Below are 19,567 nucleotides of genomic sequence, written 5' to 3'. Positions count from 1 at the left end.
GACCACCTTTCGATCAGGGTCTTGCACCAGCTTCCCAGGAGCCGGTCTCGGCCATCCGTTTCAGCAGCCGCACCGGCTTGAAAACATCCTTGCCCGTCCGCTGATGCCAATATTCGAGCCGCTGGACGATCCCGGTCGCGCCTTCGAGGCCGGCCCAGAACATCGGCCCGCCCTTGCCGATGGGAAAGCCATAGCCGTTGACCCAGATGACATCGATGTCGGAGGCGCGGGCGGCTATCCCTTCTTCGAGGATTTTCGCTCCTTCATTGATTAGTGGGTAGTGGGTGCGCTCGATGATTTCTTCCGCGCTGATTTCGCGCGGCGCGATGCCCTTCTCGGCTGCCTTACCGCGGATCAGCGCCTCGACCTGCGGGTCCCGGACCGGCATACGTGACCCGTTCTCGTAAAGATAGAACCCACGGCCGGTTTTCTGACCGAAACGCCCCTGTTCGCACAGCATGTCGGCGATCACGGCCGTCTGGCCTCGCGCCTTGCGGTTGCGCCAGCCAATGTCGAGGCCGGCGAGATCGCCCATCTGGAACGGCCCCATCGGCCAGCCGAAATCGGTGAAGGCCTTGTCGATCTGGCTGGGCGTCGCGCCTTCCAGCAGCAAGGCTTCCGATTCGGAGCCGCGCGCGGCCAGCATGCGGTTGCCGACGAAGCCGTGGCAGACGCCGACGACGACGGCCACCTTGCCGATCCGCCGCGCCAAGTCGACTACGGTTGCCAGCGCGTCGGGCGCGGTCTTGTCGGCGCGCACGATCTCCAACAGCTTCATGACGTTGGCCGGCGAGAAGAAGTGCAGGCCGAGCACGTCTTGCGGGCGCGAGATCGAGGCGGCGATTTCGTCGATGTCGAGATAGGAGGTGTTGGTGGCGAGTATCGCTCCCGGCTTGGCCATGGCATCGAGCTTGCCGAACACCTCTTTCTTGACCGCCATGTCCTCGAACACCGCCTCGATGATCAGGTCGCAATCGGCGAGGTCGGAATAGTCGGTGGAGCCCTTGAATTGAGCGAGGCGTTGGCGCTTGGCGTCTTCGGTCAAGGAGCCACGCGAGACCGAGACGGCATAGTTCTTGTCGATCATGCCGAGCCCGCGCTGCAAGGCTTCCTGGCTGGTCTCCAACAAGGTGACTGGAAAACCGCCATTGACGAAGGCCATGGCGATGCCGCCGCCCATCGTGCCGGCGCCGACGACGCCGACGCGGGCGATCCTGCGCCGGACAAGATCCTTGCCCGGGACCTTTGCCGCTTCACGCTCGGCGAAGAACAGATGCCGCTGCGCCCGCGACTGATCGCTGGCGACCAGCTTCATGAACAGCGCGCGTTCGGCAGCCAGAGCTTCCTCGAACGACATCGTGACGGTATTGCGCACCGCTTGCGCGCAAGCGATCGGCGCGTCGAGGCCGCGCGCTTTCCTGGCGAGATCCGCCGCCTCGGCATCGAAAGCGGCCAGCTCGGTTTTCTTGATCTCGTCATCGCGATCGCGCACCGGCGTGAACGGCCCGCCCTTGCGAGCGATCTCCCTGGCGAAGTTCACGGCATGCGTGATCACGTTACTCTCGAACACAGCATCGACCAGTCCGGCTTCATGCGCCTCATCAGCACCGACCAGCGCACCGGAAACGATCATCCTGAGCGCTTTGATCGCGCCGACGAGGCGCGGCAGCCGCACCGTGCCGCCGCCGCCCGGCAGCAGTCCAAGCTTCACCTCGGGCAGGCCGAGCCTGGCGTCGGCATCGGCAACGCGGAAGTGACAGCCGAGCGCCAGCTCCAGCCCGCCGCCCAGCGCGGTGCCGTGGATGGCGGCGACCGTAGGTTTGGCGATGGTTTCCAGCGTCCCAATGATGGCACGCAGCTCGGGCTGCTGCACGGGCTTGCCGAATTCGGTGATGTCGGCGCCGGCGACGAAGGTCCGGCCCGCGCATGCGACGACGATGGCTCCGACCGATGCGTCGTCACGCAAGGCAGCCAGCGCGTGCATCAGTGGTTCGCGGACATGAAAGCTCAGCGCGTTGACCGGCGGGTTGTCGATGGTGACGATGGCGACGTCGCTGTCCCTGGCGACGCTGACAAAATTGGACAAGTTGACCCTCCCGACACCGGCTGCGATCCGGAGGGTTTACTAGGCTGCGCCGCGAATGGGAACCGCGTGCCGCACTGGCACAGGACTTGTCAGGACAGGCTGTAAGACGGCACGCTGGCGAGTTGCGGTTGAAGAGAAGCGAATATCACCGCACCGCCTTCTCCCCGCCTGCCGCCGTGATGACGCCGACGATGATCAGCCCGGTCAAAAGCAGGCGCACGCCGGCGCTGAAGCCGAATGTGTTGAGCATGGTCAAAAGCAGCACCAGGAACAGTGCTGCGCCCCAGACGCCGGGGACATTGGCCTTGCCGCCGGCCACCGAGGTGCCGCCGATGACCACCACGGCGATCGAAGCCAGCAAATACTCGTTGCCGATATCGACATTGGCGCCGCGGAAATAACCGGCGAGCAGCGCGCCGTCGATGCCGCCGAGCGCGCCCGACAGCGTGTAGGTGAGGAAACGGACGCGGCCGACATTGACGCCGGCGAGCCAGGCGGCGCGGATGTTCTGGCCTATCGCCAGCACCGAGCGGCCATAGATCATGCGCTGCAAGGCGATGGCCGCACCGATGGTAAACAGCACGGTGAGAACCGCCAGCACCGGAATGCCGAGAACCTGCCGGTTGGCGAAATCGGCAAAGCCCGGCGGCGGCTTGATCTGCAATCCGCGCCCATAGCTGATGTCGACCGACTGGATGATGAAGCTCGCCGACAAAGTGGCGATGATCGGCGGTATTCGCAGCGCCCAGATCAGCAGATAGTTGACGGCACCGATCGCGGCACCACAGGCAAGCGCGGCCAGCAGCCCGACCACGATCATGGCATCGCTGCCGCCCATCACCTTCATGGCCACCGCGCTGGCGAGCCCGATATTGGCCGGCAGCGACAGGTCGACATTGCCCGGCCCAAGCGTGATGACGAACATCTGGCCGACGCCGACGATGACGGTGAACACGGCCAGCGACAGCGCGGCGGTGACCATGCCGCCGGCGCCATAGCCGCCGGTGAAAGCGATGGTCGCCAGCCACACCACAAGCGCGCCGACGAACGACCAGATCCAAGGCTTGGCGGTCAGCGACCTCAGCAATATCATCGCTCACCTCTCCTTGCGGCTGATCAGCACCCGCGCCGCCAGCACGATGATGAGGATGGCGCCGTTGGCCGCCACCTGCCAGTCGGGCGGGATGTGCATGAAGGTGAGCAGCGGCGATGCCGCCAGCGCCAGCGTCAGCGCGCCGATTACCGCGCCGATCGGCGACACGCGGCCGCCGACGAATTCGCCGCCGCCGAGGATGACGCCGGCGATCGAAAGCAGCGTGTAGCCATTGCCGATATTGGCATCGGCCGAAGTGGTGATGCCGATCAGCGCCATGCCGGACAGCACGCCGAACAGACCCGTCAGCGCGAACAACACGACCTTGGTCTTGAGCAGCGACCAGCCGGCACGTTTGAGCGCAGCCGGGTTGCCGCCGGAGCCGCGTAGGATGACGCCATAGGAGGTGCGCATCAGGCCGAAATGGACGATGAGGCCAATCAGCAGCGCGGCGATGATCGGGAAGGGCACAAAGGGCGGCTTGAACGCCATGATCGCCAGCAGCCAGTCCGGCGCCTTGCCGCCGGGCTTGGGCAGCACCAGGATGGCCAGCCCCTGCCAGACGAAACTCATGCCCAGCGTCACCACGATCGATGGCAAATTGCGCAGATGGATCAGCGCGCCGAGCAGCGCATAGATGCCGATCGATCCGAGCAGGACGAGAACCCCAATGAGCGGTGCGTCCTTCAACCAGGTCGCGGTGACGCAGCCGACGAAACCGACAAAGGTGCCGATCGACAGGTCGAGCTCGTTGCCCGATATGACGAACATCTGCGCGATCGTCGCCAGCGCGATCGGGATCGCCAGGTTGAGCATCAGGCCGAAGCCGAAATAGCTGATGGCGCGCGGATTGAGCCAGGCGATGGCGAGCAGCACCAGCACCAGCGACAGCGCCGGCAGCAGCCCACGCAGTAGGCGGGCGCGTGCCGCCCCGCTCCCAAAGGTCTTCGAACCGTGTTGAACAGAGACGGCCGTCATCTCAGGCCGCGTCGCCGAAGGAGGACTGGATGATCTTTTCTTCCGTCAGCTCGTCGCGCGTCAGATTGGCGACGATGCGGCCGTTCTTGAAGACATAGACATGGTCGCAATTGTCGAGTTCTTCCGTTTCCGTGGTGTACCAGAGGAAGGTGCGGCCCTTGCCGGCCTCCTCGCGCACGAGATCGTAAACCTCGAGCTTGGTGCCGATGTCGACGCCGCGCATCGGGTCGTCCATCAGCACGATCCCGGCGTCGGAGCCGAGAGCCCGGGCGAACAAAGCCTTCTGCTGGTTGCCGCCCGACAGCGAAAAGATGTTGTTGTTCATATCCGGCGTGCGGATGCCGATCTTCTTTTGCCAGAACCCGGCCAGTTCGGCCTCTCGCCGCGGCGAGATCAGCAGCCCGTTGCGCAGCCGAGCCAGCGAGCGGATGCCGATATTTTCAGCGATCGACCACTGCGGAAAGATGCCGTCCGCCTGGCGGTCGCCGGCCACAAGCGCCACCGGTGCGGTGACCTCGACGCCGGCCCTGGCGCGCGATGCCGCGGCGAAGATCGCCAGCAGCAGGTCGGTCTGGCCATGGCCGGCCAGGCCGGCAAGTCCGATGATCTCGCCGGCGCGGGCCACTAGCTCCTTGCCGTCCTGCTGCCGCGCCGGCCGGGCGCGCACGCGCAACGGGCCGGCCTCGGCTTTCCGGATTTCGGTGGCGGTCCTCCGATGTCCTTCGGCGCCGCCCATGGTGGCGACCAGCCTATCGCGGTCGAAAGCGTTCGCCGCGTCGGCGCCGACAACCTTGCCGTCGCGCATCACGACGATGCGATCGGCGTTCTGCAGCACTTCGCCCAGCACATGCGAGATGAGAATGCAGCTGCCGCCCGACGCGACGAAGCGGCGCACGAAGGCAAGCAGCTGACCCGCCGTGTGCGCGTCGAGCGAGGACGTCGGCTCGTCGAGGATAACCAGGTGCAGCGGCTCGCGGGTCAGCGTGAACGCGCGCGCCACCTCCACCATCTGTCGCCGTCCAATGGAAAGGTCACCGGCGATGTCGGCCGCCGAGATGCCATGGTCGGGAAAGATTTCGTCCAGCTTGGCCGTGATCAGCTCGGCCGCCTTGCGCCGCCAGCCGAAGCCGGTGAGCGAGGCGTGGTTGATGCGCGTGTTCTCGGCGACGCTGAGATTGGGGCACAGCGACAATTCCTGGAACACGCAGCGTATGCCGAGCTGCTGTGCCCGCGACACCGAGTAGTTCTCCTCGGCCTCACCATGCACGCCGATCGTTCCGCTGTCGGGTGTCAGCGTGCCCGCCACCATGTGCATGAGCGTCGATTTGCCGGCGCCGTTGTGGCCGACGAGGCCGACGCACTCGCCGGGCCCGACAATGAAGTCGACGCCGCCAAGCGCGCGAACGGCGCCGAAGTGTTTTTCGGCGCCGCTCAGTCTGATGATGTCCGCGTTCCCTTCAGGCATGCTCAACGATATCCGGTCGGCGATGTGCACGGCAACGCGTGTGCGACATTCACTTGATATTGGCTTTGATGGCCGCGATGGCATCTTCCTGTGTGTATTCGTGCGTGGCGACACCGCCCTCCTTGATCTTCGGCAGAGCGGCCTCGAAATCGTCCTGAGTGAAGGCGAGATACGGCACCAGCAGGTCGTGCGGAATGTCCTTGCGGCCATCGAGCACTTGCTGCGCCACCCAGAAGGCGAGCGTCGAGACACCGGGCGCGATCGAGGCCGACCAGGTCTGGTAGCCGTCCTTTTCCTTCTGTTCCTTCCACCATTTCAGCTCGTCCTGGCGGTTGCCCATGATGATGGTCGGGCGCGGCTTGCCGGCGGCGGCGAAGGCTTGCGCGGCGCCATAGCCGTCACCGCCCTGGTCGACGATGCCGACGATTTCGGGCAGCGAGGGCAGGATGGTCGCCACCGCCTTCTGCGCCGTCGTCTGGTCCCAGTCGCCGGTCACCGAGCCGACGATCTTGAACTCGGGATGGGCGGCCACGCCTTCGAGGATGCCGGCATGGATGGCGTCGTCGATCGAGGTGCCGGCGAGGCCACGGATCTCGAGCAGGTTGCCGCCCTTGGGCTGGAACTTGGCCATATGCTCGACTTCCTGCTTGCCCATGTCCTTATAGTCGACGACGACGCGGTAGGCGCAGGGTTCGGTGACGATGCCGTCGAAGGAAACGACCACGATGCCGGCGTCGCAGGCCTGCTTGATTGCACCGTTCAGCGCGTCGGGCGAGGCGGCGTTGATGACGATGGCGTCATAGCCCTGTAGAATCAGGTTTTGCACCTGGGCTGCCTGGGTCGGCACTTCCTTGTCGGCCGTCGTGAAGACATCGGCGGCCCCGACCACCTTGTCGGCCACCGCCTTCTTGGTGACGGCGTTGTAGCTGTCGAGCATCGCCTGCCGCCACGAATTGCCGGCGTAATTGTTGGAGAAAGCGATCTTCTTGCCGCTGGTGTCGGCAAACGCCGTACCGGCTGCGAGCACCGCTGCAAGGGTGCCCAGGACGAACAGTTTCTTCATGTCATACTCCTCCCGAGTTGCTGGTCTTGATGGCTGCTGGTGACTATCGCGCTTGCGTACCTGTTTTTTATCTATTGTCAGACAAAAGTGCAGAAGGCCGGCGAGCTGTCAACTGCAATCCATAAGATGCCGCTGATCACATTGCGGTGCGACGATTGAAAAGGCTTCGGTGGATGGGCTAGGCATGCGGGCAGGAGGCCGCAGACGCATGGCAGTGACGCCGATCGTTCCCCCGGGGGCTCCGGGAATTCCGGCGCGCTGGACGTCAAGCGCCAAAAGCGGCGTCGGCGCGGCGCTTTCGCCGTCGAGCCGCGTCTGGTTCACGGTCAGCCATGGCATCCTGAACGAGATCTACTATCCCGGTGTCGACAGTGCCTGCACCCGCGACCTCGGCCTGATTGTCACCGGCCCGAACGGATATTTCTCGGAAGAAAAACGTGATGCCGCGCATGGCATCGAACCGTTCGAAGAAGGCGTGCCAGCCTACAGGCTGGTCAACACCGCTGATGACGGCGCCTACCGGATCGAGAAGCGTATCCTGGCCGACCCTGCACGACCCACCTTGCTGCAGGAGATCACCTTCACGCCGCTCAAGGGCGCGCCGGGCGACTACCGCGTCCACGCCTTGCTGGCGCCGCATCTGGTCAATGCCGGCATGGGCAACACCGCCTGGGTCGGCGACCATGAGGGAGAGCCTGTGCTGTTCGCCTCGGGCTGCGGCACCTGCCTTGCGCTGGCCTCATCGCTGCCCTGGCGGAACGGCTCGGCCGGCTATGTCGGCGTCTCCGACGGCTGGCAGCAACTGCGCAACACCGGTCGGCTCGATCCAGCCTTTCAGCGAGCCGAGGACGGCAATGTCGCACTGACCGGCGAAATCGGGTTTTCCGCCAACGACGCCAAAGCCGTGCTGGCGCTGGGCTTCGGAGCGACGCCCAAAGAGGCTGCTCGAAATGCCTTCGCCAGCCTCAGGCAGGGTTTCGCGGCGGCGGCAATGTCCTACGCCGAACAATGGCGCGAATGGCAGGCGGGCCTGCTGCGACTGGATCGCCATGACGCGTCCGGAGTGAACAGCTACAGGATCTCCACCGCCGTCCTGGCGACGCACCGGTCATCCCTCATGCCAGGCGCGGCGGTCGCCAGCCTGTCCATCCCATGGGGCTTCGACAAGGGCGACGACGATCTCGGCGGCTACCATCTGGTCTGGCCGCGCGATCTGGTCGAGACGGCGGGCGGTTTTCTCGCCGCCGGCGATGCCGCTTCGGCCCTGCAAACCCTCGACTATCTCTGCTCCATCCAGCAGCCGGATGGCCACTGGCCGCAGAACGCCTGGCTCGATGGGACAGCTTATTGGCCGGGCATCCAGATGGACGAATGCGCCTTTCCGCTGCTGCTGGCGGATGCGCTGCGGCGCCAGGGCCATTTGCCGCGCGCCAGGCTTTTGGCCTTCCTGCCAATGATCGAGCGCGCCGCAGCCTATGTCGTGCGCAATGGACCCGTCACCGGCGAGGACCGTTGGGAGGAGGATTCCGGTTACAGCCCGTTCACGCTCGCCGTTGAGATCGCGGCGCTGCTTGCCGCCGCGGATATGCTGGAGGCCTGCGGCAAGCAGGACGCAGCAAGCTATCTGCGCGAGACCGCCGACGGCTGGAACGACCAGGTCGAGCGCTGGACCTATGTCACCGGCACGGCAAGCTGCGAGGCGACCGGCGTCGCGGGTTACTATGTCCGCATCGCACCGCCCGACAGCGCCGAGGCCGGTTCGCCGAAGGACGGCTATGTGCCGATCAAAAACCGCCCGCCTGGCGATGCCGACCGGCCGGCGCAGGAAATCGTCAGCCCGGACGCATTTGCCCTGGTGCGCTTTGGCCTCAGGGCAGCCGACGATCCGCGCATCGTCGACACGGTCAAGGTCATCGACGCGCAGCTGCGCCGGCAACTGCCGCAGGGGCCGCTCTGGTATCGCTACACCGGCGACGGCTATGGCGAGCACGAGGACGGCGCGCCATTCGACGGCACCGGCCAGGGCCGCCCCTGGCCGTTGCTCGCCGGCGAACGGGCCCATTACGAGCTGGCGGCCGGACGCAAGGACAAGGCGACCTCGCTGCTGGCGGCAATGGAGGGCTCGTCCGGACCGGGCGGCCTGTTGCCGGAGCAGATCTGGGACGGCGCCGACCTCCCCGAGCGCGAACTGCTGCATGGCAAGCCCTCGGGCAGCGCCATGCCGCTGGTCTGGGCGCATTCCGAACATATCAAGCTGCTGCGCTCGCTGCGCGACGGCGCGGTGTTCGACATGCCGCCGCAAGGCGTCGAACGCTATATCGACAATAGGACCGTCTCGCCGTTCCGGACATGGCGCTTCAACAACAAGATCCGTTCCATGCCGGCCGGCAAGACAATGCGCGTCGAGCTTTTGGCGAAGGCAACCGTTCATTGGAGCGTCGACAATTGGGCGACCGTGCATGACAGCGCGACCAGCGAGAATGCCTTCGGCGTCCATGTTGCTGATCTGCCGGTCGCCGGCCTGCCCGAGGGGAGCACGCTGATCTTCACTTTTTTCTGGCCCGGCAGCGGCGATTGGGAGAATGTCGACTTCTCCGTCATCATTGGTGAACAGGACAGACTGTAGATCCTTCCCGGCAGATCCTCTTCAAGACACAAGGATGAGACCATGCAGATCGGAATGATGGGACTGGGCCGAATGGGCGCCAACATGGTCCGGCGCCTGATGCGTGACGGCCACGAATGCGTCGTCTACGACATCAACCCGGCAAGCGTCGCGGCCCTGGTCGGCGACGGCGCCTCGGGGGCTGCATCGATGGCGGAATTCGTCGGCAAGCTCGCCAAGCCGCGCTGCGTGTGGCTGATGCTGCCTGCGGCCATCACCGGCAAGATCGTCGATCAGGTGGCGGCGCTGATGGAACCCGGCGACATCATCATCGACGGCGGCAATTCCTACTATCACGACGACGTCGACCGGGCCGCCAAGCTCGCCGCCAAGGGCCTCAACTATGTCGATGTCGGCACCAGCGGCGGCGTCTGGGGCCTGGATCGCGGCTACTGCCTGATGATCGGCGGGCCCGATGACGCGGTCCGGCATCTCGATTCGGTCTTCGCCACGCTGGCGCCCGGCGCGGATGCCGGTGCGCCCGCTCCTGACAAGACGGCCGGCACGGCGCCCTTCGGCTATCTGCATTGTGGCCCGAGCGGCGCCGGCCACTTCGTCAAGATGGTCCATAACGGCATCGAGTACGGCGTCATGGCCGCCTATGCCGAAGGCATGAATATTCTCAAGGCCGGCAATGCCGGCAAGGTCAAGCGCGAGGCCGATGCCGAGACCAGCCCGTTGCAGAACCCCGAATACTACCAGTTCGACATCGAACTTGCCGAAGTGGCCGAGGTCTGGCGGCATGGCAGCGTCATCGGCTCGTGGCTGCTTGATCTCACCGCCGGCGCGTTGAAGAGCGATCCCGGCCTGATCCAGTTTGGCGGCCGGGTATCCGATTCCGGCGAAGGCCGCTGGACCCTGAAAGCGGCCATCGACACCGGCGTGCCGGCGCCGGTGCTGTCCTCGGCCCTGTTCGACCGCTTCTCCTCGCAAGGCGAATCCGAATTCGCCGACAAGCTCTTGTCGGCCATGCGCTATGCATTCGGCGGCCATGTCGAAAAACCGAAGGCCGGCAAGTGACGGCGGCAGGGGAGACGCGCTCATGAGCCCGGAACGGTCCGATACGCTGGTGCTCTTCGGGGCTACCGGCGACCTCGCCCACAAGAAGATATTTCCTTCCCTCTATGCCATGGTCGCCAAGGGAACGCTTACCGAACCGGTGATCGGCGTCGCCTTCGACGCCTGGGATTTGAGGAAATTGCAGGACCGCGCGCGCGACGGCATCGTCAATACGCTCGGCAAGATCGACGAGAAGGTGTTCGCCAAGCTCGCTTCGCTGCTGCGCTATGTCAGCGGCGACTATCGCGACCCGGCCACGTTCGAGAAACTGAAGAGCGCGCTGGGCACCGCCCAGCGGCCGCTGCACTATATGGCGGTGCCGCCGACCATGTTCGAGACGGTGGTCCAAGGCCTGGAGCAATCGGGCACGGCGCGCGGCGCGCGGCTGATGGTGGAAAAGCCCTTCGGCCATGACCTGCAATCGGCGCGCTGGCTGAACCGGGTGCTGCATCTGGTGTTCGACGAACAGTCGATCTTCCGCATCGATCACTATCTCGGCAAGGAGGCGATCCAGAACCTGCTCTATTTCCGCTTCGCCAATTCCTTCCTGGAACCGATCTGGAACCGCAATTTCGTCGAGAGCGTGCAGATCACCATGGCCGAGGATTTCGGCATCGATGGGCGCGGCCGGTTCTATGACGAGGTCGGCTGCGTCAGGGACGTGATCGAGAACCATCTGCTCAACATCCTCCTGCTGCTGGCGATGGAACCGCCGGTCGGCCGTTCCGCCGACGACCTGATCGACGAGAAGGTGCAGGTGCTGCGCGCGATCCGCACCTTGACCAAGGACGATATCGTGCGTGGCCAATTCGACGGCTATCTCGCCGAGCCCGGCGTGGCGCCCAACTCGCCGGTCGAAACTTTCGCGGCGGTGCGCTTCTTCGTCGACACCTGGCGCTGGCGCGACGTGCCGTTCTTCATCCGCGCCGGCAAGAACATGCCGGTGCATGCCACGGAGGTGATCGTGCGGCTGAAGCGGCCGCCGCTCGATGTCTTCGACCCGATCAAGCCGAACGACGCCAATTATGTGCGCTTCCGCATCGACCCGCAGGTGGCGATCTCGATCGGCGCCCAGCGCAAGGCAGCGGGCGACGACATGGTCGGCGAACAGGTCGAACTGACGGCGCTCGACGACAGCAAGGGCGATATGCCGCCCTATGAACGGCTGATCGGCGATGCCATGAACGGCAATGGCCAGCTTTTTACCCGCCAGGACGCCAGCGAACTTGCCTGGCGCATCGTCGGGCCGGTCCTCGGCGACACCACGCCGCCGCATCTTTATGAACCGAAGACCTGGGGGCCGGCAGCCGCCATGAACGGCTTCGGGCCGCCGAACGGCTGGATCAATCCATCGAAATAGGCTGGGAGAGGGCAGCATGGCCAGGACGGCAAGGCCGAAAGCGGCGAGCGGCGATCCGATCGTGCTGTCGATCGACATAGGCGGCTCGCACGTCAAGATCCTCACCAGCTCAGGCGGTGCTGAGCGCCGCGCCGATTCCGGGCCGGACCTGAGGCCCCAGCAGATGATCGATGCGGTGAAGGCGCTGGCCGACGGACTGTCCTACGACGTCATCTCGATGGGCTATCCCGGCCCGGTGCATCACAACAGGCCCTTGTTCGATCCCGCCAATCTCGGCAAGGGCTGGGCCGGCTTCGACTTCGCCGCGCAGTTCGGCAAACCGGTCAAGGTGGTCAACGACGCGCTGATGCAGGCCATCGGCAGCTATGAAGGCGGTCGCATGCTGTTCCTGGGGTTGGGAACCGGCCTGGGTGCGGCGATGATCGTCGACAACGTCGCCCAACCGATGGAACTCGCCCATCTTCCCTATAAGAAGGGCAAGAGCTTCGAGGACTATGTCGGTGAGCGCGGCCTGATAAAACGCGGCAAGAAGAAATGGCGAAAATCCGTTTTCGACGTCGTCGACCGGCTGCGCGCCGCCATGCAGCCCGATTATGTCGTCATCGGCGGCGGCAATGTCGACAAGCTCGGCGATTTGCCCGCCGACAGCAGGCGCGGCGACAACACACGCGCCTTCGAAGGCGGATTTCGTCTGTGGCGAGACAAGGCCCTGATCGTCTGATAGTATTACAGTTCAGTATAGTTATTCAAAATAATGTGTGACGCGGGGCCAAGTCGTTGCATTGCGCAGATTTGCCGACTAGGAATTCCGGCGCACTACATCGCGACGAACCGCGAGGGACGTGCAAAGACGCCGCCGCACTTTAACTTTGCGCATCATCCCATCCGAAACTGTGCCGATTTCGGGCCCCATACGCCATAGACGGAGGAAAATAGATTGACCGACGACAGCAACGACGCTCGCAAGGATATCGACCTTCTCGAGCTGACCGCCCATATCGTGTCGGCTTACGTCGAGAAGAACCGCCTGCCCGCCTCCGGCCTGGCCGACCTCATCGCCAGCGTCAGCGCTTCGATCAGCGGGCTCGGCCAGCCGGCCGTACCCGTGGCGGCGCCGCTCGTGCCGGCGGTCAATCCCAAGAAGTCGGTGACGCCGGATTTCATCATCTGCCTGGAGGACGGCAAGAAGTTCAAATCGCTGAAGCGTCATCTGGGCGTGCATTTCGGCCTGACGCCGGACGCCTACCGAGCCAAATGGGGCTTGCCGTCGGACTATCCGATGGTCGCTCCCAATTACGCGGCCTCGCGTTCGGAACTGGCTAAGTCGATCGGTCTCGGCCGCAAGGCCGTCGCCCCGAAAGCGCCGGCCAGGGGCAGGAAAGCCAAGGTCTCGGCCTGAGCGCGCATTCCGGCGCTGAGCCAATGGTTTGATTGAGGCCTGCCGGCGGTTCCGTCTTGGCAGGCTGCCCGATGTTGCGCTCTTCCACGGCGAGCGCGCAATTGCAGGGGGGCTCGACGCCATCTCCGGCGAGCTGAGGGAATGATTTTCCACCCCGCCTGCAGGCAGGCAGGAAAGCTCAGTTCGCTGCCGGAACGGAACAGCTCAGATCGCCTTCCTTGCAGTTCAGGTAACCGTCGAAATCCTTGACCCGGGATTGCGTCAGGCCATCCATGCACATCGAGAGGAGCATGGGGACCACGCTGCCTCCGGCCGCTCCCGCGGTCTGAAAATTGCACTCAGCGTCGCGGAACTTGATCCAATCCTGCTGCGCTTGGACAAGAAGCTTCTTGGTATCCGCGTCGTCCTTCAGGCGGGTTTCGATCTGCTTGTAAAGTTCGTTGAGCTTCTTGTCGGATTTCCTGAACGAAGCATCGGCGCACTGGTTCATGGTGGCCTGATCCTTGGCGTCGGCACACTTGTCCTTGGCAAAAGCGAAAGCCGGCATGGCCAGAACCACGGCGGTGGTCAGAATTGCGGTTTTCATTGGTCTCGTCCTCTTTGCAGGTGAGCGGCATCGTCATTCCGTAACGGTTTCGGCGAAGCACCTGGCCAGCTTTTCCGGTGCTCCAAGCTTCTTCGCCCAGGATACCAGTCCAGGCTTTTCCGATGGATCGGCATAGCCGCCCCATACGTCACGAAACTGCTTCTTTCCGTCGACGGTCTGGAAGAACATCACGCCGTCATCGCTCACAGGCGTGGAGACATAAGCGGCGCTCCAGTTGCCGCTTTCCAAGATGGTGATGAACTTGGCGCGGGCGGGCTTGAACTTATTGTCCATCGCCGAAGCGACGAGCGGTGCATATTCCTGTTTGCGCGCCTTCGTCACTTCGACCTTGACGCCGTCGCAGGCATCGTTCGCGAAAGCAGATGTCGGTATCAATCCCGCCAGCCCGATCATGACGGTTTTGGCGTGCCGTCGAACCAAGTCGCCGAATTCAGACATGGGTGGTTTTCCTCTTCCTTTGCGGAGTGTGGCTGTCAGTCGGAATCGTCGTCATCGGACGAATTGTCATCGTCAGGCGCATCGACCTGGCAGCCGATGCCATTGCACCCCTGATAGTTGCCCTGCGTATCGAAGCTTGGATTGCCGGGCTGTGGCCCATGCATTCGACGACTTTGCGGCCGGCCGTCGCAATTCCTCAAGTCGAGGGGAGCGCTCCCAGCGGGAGCCGCCTTGGCGAATGTCCATTTCCCTCTCCATGCCTAGCGCCCATCCGCCCAAGCATGCCAACGATCCGCCGGCGCGGTTGATGTATCCATAGGTTGTAGCCGATGTCGCCGGCTAGCAAGGGAAAATTGCCAGATCTTGAGTTCTGTTTTGAGAATGCTTAATAATCCAGTAAGCGCCCTGCTTGATTTAGCAAGTACTTAAATATAATTGACAGAAAGGCTCCAGCAAAAAGATTGCTGGGTTACGCCTACGCTTTTCGACTATTCCAACATAAAATGGTCTATTATTCCAATTCACAAGGGACGACGATATATAAGGGTGAAGTTACGCTCGACATTATCGCCAGAGCCCCAATGTATTGGTAGGTTTCGGCCAGGCCAGTGGGCAGGCCAAAAGAATGCTGCTCACGGATCGGCTTTCAAGGTTATCGCGTGCACGATGGGGGAGACATGCGGTCTTCGAGACACCCGATAGGCTTTCCTGTCCCGCTGGGTCTTGGCGGGTGAGTTTCGTGTGCGTTCGATGGAACACGCCAGAAAATCCTTGATCCAGAACCTGTTTTTTGCGCGCGTCATACGTCGAACTGGGCTAAAGGGTTCCCCGGCCGGACCAGCGTCCATCGTGGAAGTGCCCCGCCGGCCTCCATCCTTCTAACGGGGCCTCGTTCCATGACCGCCGAACAGATATCACCGGACCAGCGCTATGCCGCGTTCCGCCATCGCTCCTTCCTGAGCTATTGGGCGGCGCGCTTCCTCACCACATTCGCCACCATGATCGTTTCCGTCGCGGTCGGCTGGCAGATGTACGACCTGACCCGTGACCCGCTCGATCTCGGTCTTGTCGGCATCGTCCAGTTCCTGCCTTCGCTACTCCTGGTGCTGGTCACCGGGGTCGTTGCCGACCGTTTCGGCCGCCGGCTGATCATGGCGCTGGCGGTGCTACTCGAGGCGATCTGCGCGCTCGCGCTGCTCATCCTGACCCTGCGCGGCATCAGTGGCCCGCTGCCAATCTTCATCGTGCTCGCCATGTTCGGCATCGCCCGCGCCTTCTTCGGACCGGCCTCGTCGTCGCTGTTCGCCAATCTGGTGCCGCCCCGGGATTTCGCCAACGCCATTGCCTGGAACTCGTCGGCCTGGCAGACGGCGACCATCGTCGGGCCGGTCGCCGGCGGCCTTCTCTACGGCGTATCGGCCGAGGTGGCCTATGGCACGGCCACGGCGCTGATGCTCGTCGCCGGGCTGCTGATCTTCACCATACCGAGGCCGGCACAGCGCAGCGAGACCGACAAGCCGACCATGCAGACCCTGTTCGCCGGCTTCGGTTACATCTGGGGCGAGAAGATCGTGCTTGGCGCCATCTCGCTCGATCTCTTCGCCGTGCTCCTGTCCGGCGCCTCGGCGCTGCTACCGATCTATGCCCGCGACATATTGCAACTCGGTCCCTGGGGACTTGGTTTGCTGCGCTCGGCGCCAGGGGTGGGTGCCATCTGTGTCGCCATCTGGCTCGCTGGTCATCCTATCCGAAACCACGCGGGCCTGATCATGCTCGGCTTCGTGGCCGCGTTCGGCGCCTTTACGGTGCTGTTCGGCCTGTCGACCTTCACCTGGCTGTCGATCCTGGCATTGGCCTTCCTCGGCGCCACCGACATGTTCAGCGTCTACATCAGGGAAACGTTGATCCAGCTCTGGACCCCCGATCATGTCCGCGGCCGCGTCAACGCCGTCAATCAGGTCTTCGTCGGCGCCTCCAACGAGCTCGGCGAATTCCGCGCCGGCACCATGGCGGCGCTGATCGGCACGGTGCCTGCCGTCGTCATCGGCGGCGTCGGCGCCATTGCCGTTGCCGGCCTGTGGGCCTATCTGTTCCCGGCGCTCCGAAGGGTGCGGCACCTCAGTGGACGAAACTGACGGGGATCGAATTCAGGTCCACCGGTATCGGCGGGCTGCGAATCTGTGCTAAGCCGCCGCCCGACCAATCAAAGGACGATAACTGTGAGCGAACCGACCGTGGCTGAGGCAACCGAGAGTATCTATGTGTCGCTGCGGGCCGATAATGCCGATCTCGACGCCCATATCGCGACGCTTAAGGCAGCGCTGGCACGAGAGGGGATGAAGCAGGCGGTGTTCGATCCCACCAAACTGGCGCAGAACAACCGCTCGGGCCGCAAATTGATGCAGGCTTATTTTCGTCAGCGCGGCGTGAGCGTGACGTTTTCGAACTAGCAGGTGTTAAACGACCCGCCATCAGGGGATGGTTGTGCCGCGACCGCGCCGTCGGCCGCCGAAAATCAGCATCAGGAACTCGTCCAGCCAGCGCTTGAGGTGCATGTCCCAGATCAGCCTGCCGCCGAGATGGTCGCGGCCGGGCTGGGCGCCCGGCAATTCGAAGCGGTGCGCGCCGCGCACCACCCAGCGCTGCATCATCAGCCTGGTCAATTCGCCGTGGAACTGGATGCCCCAGGCATTGTCGCGGTAGCGGAAAGCCTGGTTGGGATAGGTCTCGGCGGTCGCCAGCAAGGTCGCGTCGCTCGGCAGCGAAAAACCTTCGCGATGGAACTGATAGACCATTTCGGGCCAGTGCATCAGCTTTCTGCCGGCTTCGGTCGCCTTCAACGGATACCAGCCGATCTCGACCAGACCTTCGCCATGGCCCTCGACCTTGCCGCCGAGATGGTTGGCCAGCATCTGCGCACCAAGGCAGATACCCAGCAGCGGTCGGTTCTCACGCAGCGGAACCTCAAGCCAGTCGGTCTCGCGGCGGACGAACTCGTCCTCGTCATTGGCGCTCATCGGCCCGCCGAACACCACGGCCCCGGCATGGCCGTCGAGCGTCTCTGGCAAGGCATCGCCAAGCGGCGGGCGGCGGATGTCGAGATCGAAGCCCTCTTCGAGAAGCATGTGGCCGACGCGCCCGGGGCTCGAATTCTCCTGATGCAGCACGATCAGGATTCTCGGCTTCGAACGCGGCGGCATCGGCGGCATCGGCGGCATCGGCGGATGGATCCTATTCGTCGCTCGACGTTCCACGGGCCCCCGGCGCCGCGGCCGCCGCCTTGCGGCGCGCCTCGATGCGATCCTGGCGTTCGACGCCGATCAGCTCGGCAACGCGCCAGACCGTGTTGTCTTCCAACTCGTGCAGCTCGCCATCGGCATAGACGATCTCCCACATCAGGCCGATGAAAGCCTTGCGGCCTTCGGCATCGAGGTGGCGCTTCAGCACGCTGGTGAAGGCATAGAGGTCGATCGCCTCGTTGTCGGCGCGCTCGCCGGCGGCGGCCAGCGCGTCGAGCTCGTTGCCGCTGACCGAATAGGCCTGCGCCAGCACTGCCTTGAACCGTTCCCACTCGACGTCCTGGCGCACGCCGTCGGCGCTCATCACGTGGTAGAGCAGCGCCGAGGCTGCCACGCGCGGATCATCGGCGCTGGCGCGGGCGCCGGTGCCGGTCGGCAAATCCCTCAGAAACGACAAAACGCGTTCGAACATCGATCCATTCCCAAACGGCCGGGCCACCCAGCCAACTCAAAACAACCGGAACCGGCGCGGCGACTTTTCCGCCGCATCGTCCGGATCGACGCCGGGATCGTCCGGCAGGCGTGCCAGTTCCTGCGCCGGTTCGACGGCCTCGGCATCGGCGGGCACCGCGGCGAAAGCCTGCGCCGTCACCGGCCTGACGTGGTCCTGATCGTTCTCGGCCTGCTTGCCGGCCGTCTCGCCGCCCGGGCCAGCGTGATCGATCACCTCGACCGACTCTTCCTGCGCCGGCCTGCCCGGCGCCTCGATAGCCACCGCCGGGGCGTCCGGCGCATCGTCACGGCTGTCGATCAGCTGGCCGAGACGCTCCATCGGGGCGCGCCACTCGAAGGCGTCAAGCCGGCCGGTGACCGGCGATACCGGCGCCCAGCGCTCCGAGACGACGCCGTCGGCGACCCAGGCCGGGTCGCGCGGCGCCCGCACCGCCTTGGACAAGAGCTGTCGCACCTTGCCTTGGTCGCCCGTCTCGGCTTCTTCGATGTCGGCCAAAAGCAGATAGGCGCCCTCGCGGCGGTCCATCCGGATCGCCGCCTCGGCTTCGCGGCGGGCAGTCGCAAAATCCTGTGCATCGAGCGCGGCGCGCGCCACCGTCATCGAGGATTCGGCGTGGTTCTTCTTCATCTCCTGCAATTTCCTCGCCCGGTTGAGGCGATCGAGCACGGCGTCACCCGGCCTGGCATGGGTATAGAGCTCCGCTATCTCCGGATGCGGTTCGGCCCTCCAGGCTGTCTCGAGGATCTTCGAGCCCTTGCGCACGTCGTTCTGGCGAAACAGCAGCGTCGCAGCCGCGACCGCGGCCGGCGCGAACTCCGGCTGCAGCCGATTGGCCTCTATCGCCGCCGTGCGGGCGGCTGCGGGATCGCTGTCGGCGAGTGACTGCGCCTTGGCGGTCAACAGCACGGCGCGTCGGCGGTTGGCGGCGTCACGTTCGATCTGGCGGGTCGCCTTCTGCGCCTCGACCAGCTTCAGCGCGCCGTCCCAGTCGCCGCGCCCGGTCAGCTCTTCAAGCGTCGATTCGGCCGCCCAGGCCAGTTGCGGCGCCATGCCGGCGGCGCGCCCGGCATAGTGCCTGGCGGCATTGCGGTCCCCCAGGCGCTCGGCTTCGAGATAAAGCCCGCGCAGGCCGAGCAGCCGCATTTCGGGATCGTCGAGCATGCTCTCGAATTTCTGGCGCGCGCCTTCGTGGTCGCCTTCGAGCAGCGAAGCCTGGGCTTCGAGCAGATGGATCAATGGCTCCTGGTCGGAGCGGATCAGCTTGGCCGCTTCCTTGGTCTTCTTGCGGGCCAGCGCGCCGTCGCCGGCGCCGGCGGCGATCATGCCGGTCGACAGCGCCTGATAGCCGCGGTCGCGGCGCCGCACCCGGAAATAGCGCGAAATGGTGTAGGGGCTGTTCCAGACCGACTTGATCAGCCACCACAGGATCATCACCGCCGCGACGACAGCGACCACCGCCACCGCCGCCACCATCAGGCTGACCTGATACTGGTAGCCGTTGAAGGTGATGACCATGTCGCCCGGCCGGTCCGCCAGCCAGGCAAAGCCTAGGCCCAGCGCGAAGACGACGGCGAGGAAGAGCAGGATTCGGATCATCGCCA

17 protein-coding genes are annotated in these 19,567 nt (G+C 64.4%); 7 read left to right on the top strand and 10 right to left on the bottom strand.

Annotated elements, in window-relative coordinates; all coding sequences use genetic code 11:
• Positions 1-13: 13 nt before the first annotated feature.
• The 5 genes from FJ951_RS06080 to FJ951_RS06060 form a co-directional block, all read right to left on the bottom strand.
• Positions 14-2,086, bottom strand: coding sequence for a 3-hydroxyacyl-CoA dehydrogenase NAD-binding domain-containing protein (locus FJ951_RS06080; protein ID WP_140513971.1), 2,073 nt, complete (start codon positions 2,084-2,086; stop codon positions 14-16).
• A gap of 145 nt (positions 2,087-2,231) precedes the next feature.
• The gene (locus tag FJ951_RS06075; protein ID WP_140513970.1) at positions 2,232-3,179 is read right to left on the bottom strand and encodes an ABC transporter permease; all 948 of its coding nucleotides are present in this window, start codon (positions 3,177-3,179) and stop codon (positions 2,232-2,234) included.
• Between the two features lie 3 nt (positions 3,180-3,182).
• On the bottom strand, positions 3,183-4,157 hold the full coding sequence (locus FJ951_RS06070; RefSeq protein WP_140513969.1) for an ABC transporter permease: 975 nt from the start codon (positions 4,155-4,157) through the stop codon (positions 3,183-3,185).
• 1 nt (position 4,158) lies between these two features.
• Complete coding sequence (locus FJ951_RS06065; protein ID WP_140513968.1) at positions 4,159-5,622, bottom strand: sugar ABC transporter ATP-binding protein; 1,464 nt, start codon at positions 5,620-5,622, stop codon at positions 4,159-4,161.
• Positions 5,623-5,671: 49 nt separating this feature from the next.
• A complete protein-coding gene (locus tag FJ951_RS06060; RefSeq protein WP_140492600.1) occupies positions 5,672-6,685 on the bottom strand; it encodes an ABC transporter substrate-binding protein in 1,014 nt (337 codons plus the stop codon).
• Between the two features lie 208 nt (positions 6,686-6,893).
• Here FJ951_RS06060 and FJ951_RS06055 point away from each other — a divergent pair, with 208 nt between their 5' ends.
• From FJ951_RS06055 to FJ951_RS06035, 5 genes are all read left to right on the top strand, one after another.
• Positions 6,894-9,311 (top strand): glucan 1,4-alpha-glucosidase, encoded by a 2,418-nt coding sequence (locus FJ951_RS06055; protein ID WP_140513967.1) that lies wholly within the window; start codon positions 6,894-6,896, stop codon positions 9,309-9,311.
• Positions 9,312-9,353: 42 nt separating this feature from the next.
• Positions 9,354-10,370, top strand: a complete 1,017-nt coding sequence (gene gnd, locus FJ951_RS06050) for a phosphogluconate dehydrogenase (NAD(+)-dependent, decarboxylating) (protein ID WP_140513966.1) — start codon at positions 9,354-9,356, stop codon at positions 10,368-10,370.
• Positions 10,371-10,392: 22 nt separating this feature from the next.
• Positions 10,393-11,769 carry a glucose-6-phosphate dehydrogenase gene (zwf, locus tag FJ951_RS06045; protein WP_140513965.1) on the top strand — a complete coding sequence of 459 codons (1,377 nt, stop codon included), beginning with the start codon at positions 10,393-10,395 and terminating at the stop codon, positions 11,767-11,769.
• A gap of 16 nt (positions 11,770-11,785) precedes the next feature.
• Positions 11,786-12,490: an ROK family protein gene (locus FJ951_RS06040; RefSeq protein WP_140492612.1), complete on the top strand. Its 705-nt coding sequence runs from the start codon at positions 11,786-11,788 to the stop codon at positions 12,488-12,490.
• A 216-nt stretch (positions 12,491-12,706) separates the two neighbouring features.
• A complete protein-coding gene (locus FJ951_RS06035; RefSeq protein ID WP_140492615.1) occupies positions 12,707-13,168 on the top strand; it encodes a MucR family transcriptional regulator in 462 nt (153 codons plus the stop codon).
• A 178-nt stretch (positions 13,169-13,346) separates the two neighbouring features.
• On the opposite strand, the gene FJ951_RS06030 is transcribed toward FJ951_RS06035, so the two are convergent.
• Complete coding sequence (locus FJ951_RS06030) at positions 13,347-13,754, bottom strand: lysozyme inhibitor LprI family protein (RefSeq protein WP_140513964.1); 408 nt, start codon at positions 13,752-13,754, stop codon at positions 13,347-13,349.
• 33 nt (positions 13,755-13,787) lie between these two features.
• A complete protein-coding gene (locus tag FJ951_RS06025) occupies positions 13,788-14,168 on the bottom strand; it encodes a hypothetical protein (protein ID WP_224518940.1) in 381 nt (126 codons plus the stop codon).
• A 941-nt stretch (positions 14,169-15,109) separates the two neighbouring features.
• Here FJ951_RS06025 and FJ951_RS06020 point away from each other — a divergent pair.
• Together FJ951_RS06020 and FJ951_RS06015 are read left to right on the top strand one after the other, a co-directional pair.
• Positions 15,110-16,348, top strand: coding sequence for an MFS transporter (locus tag FJ951_RS06020; RefSeq protein ID WP_140513962.1), 1,239 nt, complete (start codon positions 15,110-15,112; stop codon positions 16,346-16,348).
• A gap of 84 nt (positions 16,349-16,432) precedes the next feature.
• A complete protein-coding gene (locus FJ951_RS06015) occupies positions 16,433-16,663 on the top strand; it encodes a hypothetical protein (protein WP_140492627.1) in 231 nt (76 codons plus the stop codon).
• A 21-nt stretch (positions 16,664-16,684) separates the two neighbouring features.
• On the opposite strand, the gene FJ951_RS06010 is transcribed toward FJ951_RS06015, so the two are convergent.
• From FJ951_RS06010 to FJ951_RS06000, 3 genes are read right to left on the bottom strand one after another with little or no spacing between them, the layout of a single operon-like run.
• Positions 16,685-17,422 (bottom strand): glutamine amidotransferase, encoded by a 738-nt coding sequence (locus FJ951_RS06010; RefSeq protein ID WP_246671693.1) that lies wholly within the window; start codon positions 17,420-17,422, stop codon positions 16,685-16,687.
• A 22-nt stretch (positions 17,423-17,444) separates the two neighbouring features.
• Positions 17,445-17,924: a TerB family tellurite resistance protein gene (locus FJ951_RS06005; RefSeq protein WP_140492633.1), complete on the bottom strand. Its 480-nt coding sequence runs from the start codon at positions 17,922-17,924 to the stop codon at positions 17,445-17,447.
• 36 nt (positions 17,925-17,960) lie between these two features.
• Positions 17,961-19,562 carry a heme biosynthesis protein HemY gene (locus tag FJ951_RS06000; protein WP_140513961.1) on the bottom strand — a complete coding sequence of 534 codons (1,602 nt, stop codon included), beginning with the start codon at positions 19,560-19,562 and terminating at the stop codon, positions 17,961-17,963.
• Positions 19,563-19,567 lie beyond the last annotated feature (5 nt).

The sequence above is a fragment of the Mesorhizobium sp. B2-2-3 genome, from assembly GCF_006442405.1.
Taxonomy (GTDB): Bacteria; Pseudomonadota; Alphaproteobacteria; order Rhizobiales; family Rhizobiaceae; genus Mesorhizobium.
Note: the sequence above shows the minus strand (reverse complement) of the source record. Positions and strands in the feature narration are given on the sequence as shown.

What these genes read in the sequence shown, in the direction of transcription:
- FJ951_RS06010 (WP_246671693.1), bottom strand. Translation starts at nt 17,422, where the DNA reads ATGCCGCCGATGCCGCCGCGTTCGAAGCCGAGAATCCTGATCGTGCTG.
- FJ951_RS06055 (WP_140513967.1), top strand. Translation starts at nt 6,894, where the DNA reads ATGGCAGTGACGCCGATCGTTCCCCCGGGGGCTCCGGGAATTCCGGCG.
- FJ951_RS06005 (WP_140492633.1), bottom strand. Translation starts at nt 17,924, where the DNA reads ATGTTCGAACGCGTTTTGTCGTTTCTGAGGGATTTGCCGACCGGCACC.
- FJ951_RS06070 (WP_140513969.1), bottom strand. Translation starts at nt 4,157, where the DNA reads ATGACGGCCGTCTCTGTTCAACACGGTTCGAAGACCTTTGGGAGCGGG.
- gnd (WP_140513966.1), top strand. Translation starts at nt 9,354, where the DNA reads ATGCAGATCGGAATGATGGGACTGGGCCGAATGGGCGCCAACATGGTC.
- zwf (WP_140513965.1), top strand. Translation starts at nt 10,393, where the DNA reads ATGAGCCCGGAACGGTCCGATACGCTGGTGCTCTTCGGGGCTACCGGC.
- FJ951_RS06025 (WP_224518940.1), bottom strand. Translation starts at nt 14,168, where the DNA reads ATGATCGGGCTGGCGGGATTGATACCGACATCTGCTTTCGCGAACGAT.
- FJ951_RS06040 (WP_140492612.1), top strand. Translation starts at nt 11,786, where the DNA reads ATGGCCAGGACGGCAAGGCCGAAAGCGGCGAGCGGCGATCCGATCGTG.
- FJ951_RS06020 (WP_140513962.1), top strand. Translation starts at nt 15,110, where the DNA reads ATGACCGCCGAACAGATATCACCGGACCAGCGCTATGCCGCGTTCCGC.
- FJ951_RS06075 (WP_140513970.1), bottom strand. Translation starts at nt 3,179, where the DNA reads ATGATATTGCTGAGGTCGCTGACCGCCAAGCCTTGGATCTGGTCGTTC.
- FJ951_RS06000 (WP_140513961.1), bottom strand. Translation starts at nt 19,562, where the DNA reads ATGATCCGAATCCTGCTCTTCCTCGCCGTCGTCTTCGCGCTGGGCCTA.
- FJ951_RS06065 (WP_140513968.1), bottom strand. Translation starts at nt 5,622, where the DNA reads ATGCCTGAAGGGAACGCGGACATCATCAGACTGAGCGGCGCCGAAAAA.
- FJ951_RS06060 (WP_140492600.1), bottom strand. Translation starts at nt 6,685, where the DNA reads ATGAAGAAACTGTTCGTCCTGGGCACCCTTGCAGCGGTGCTCGCAGCC.
- FJ951_RS06030 (WP_140513964.1), bottom strand. Translation starts at nt 13,754, where the DNA reads ATGAAAACCGCAATTCTGACCACCGCCGTGGTTCTGGCCATGCCGGCT.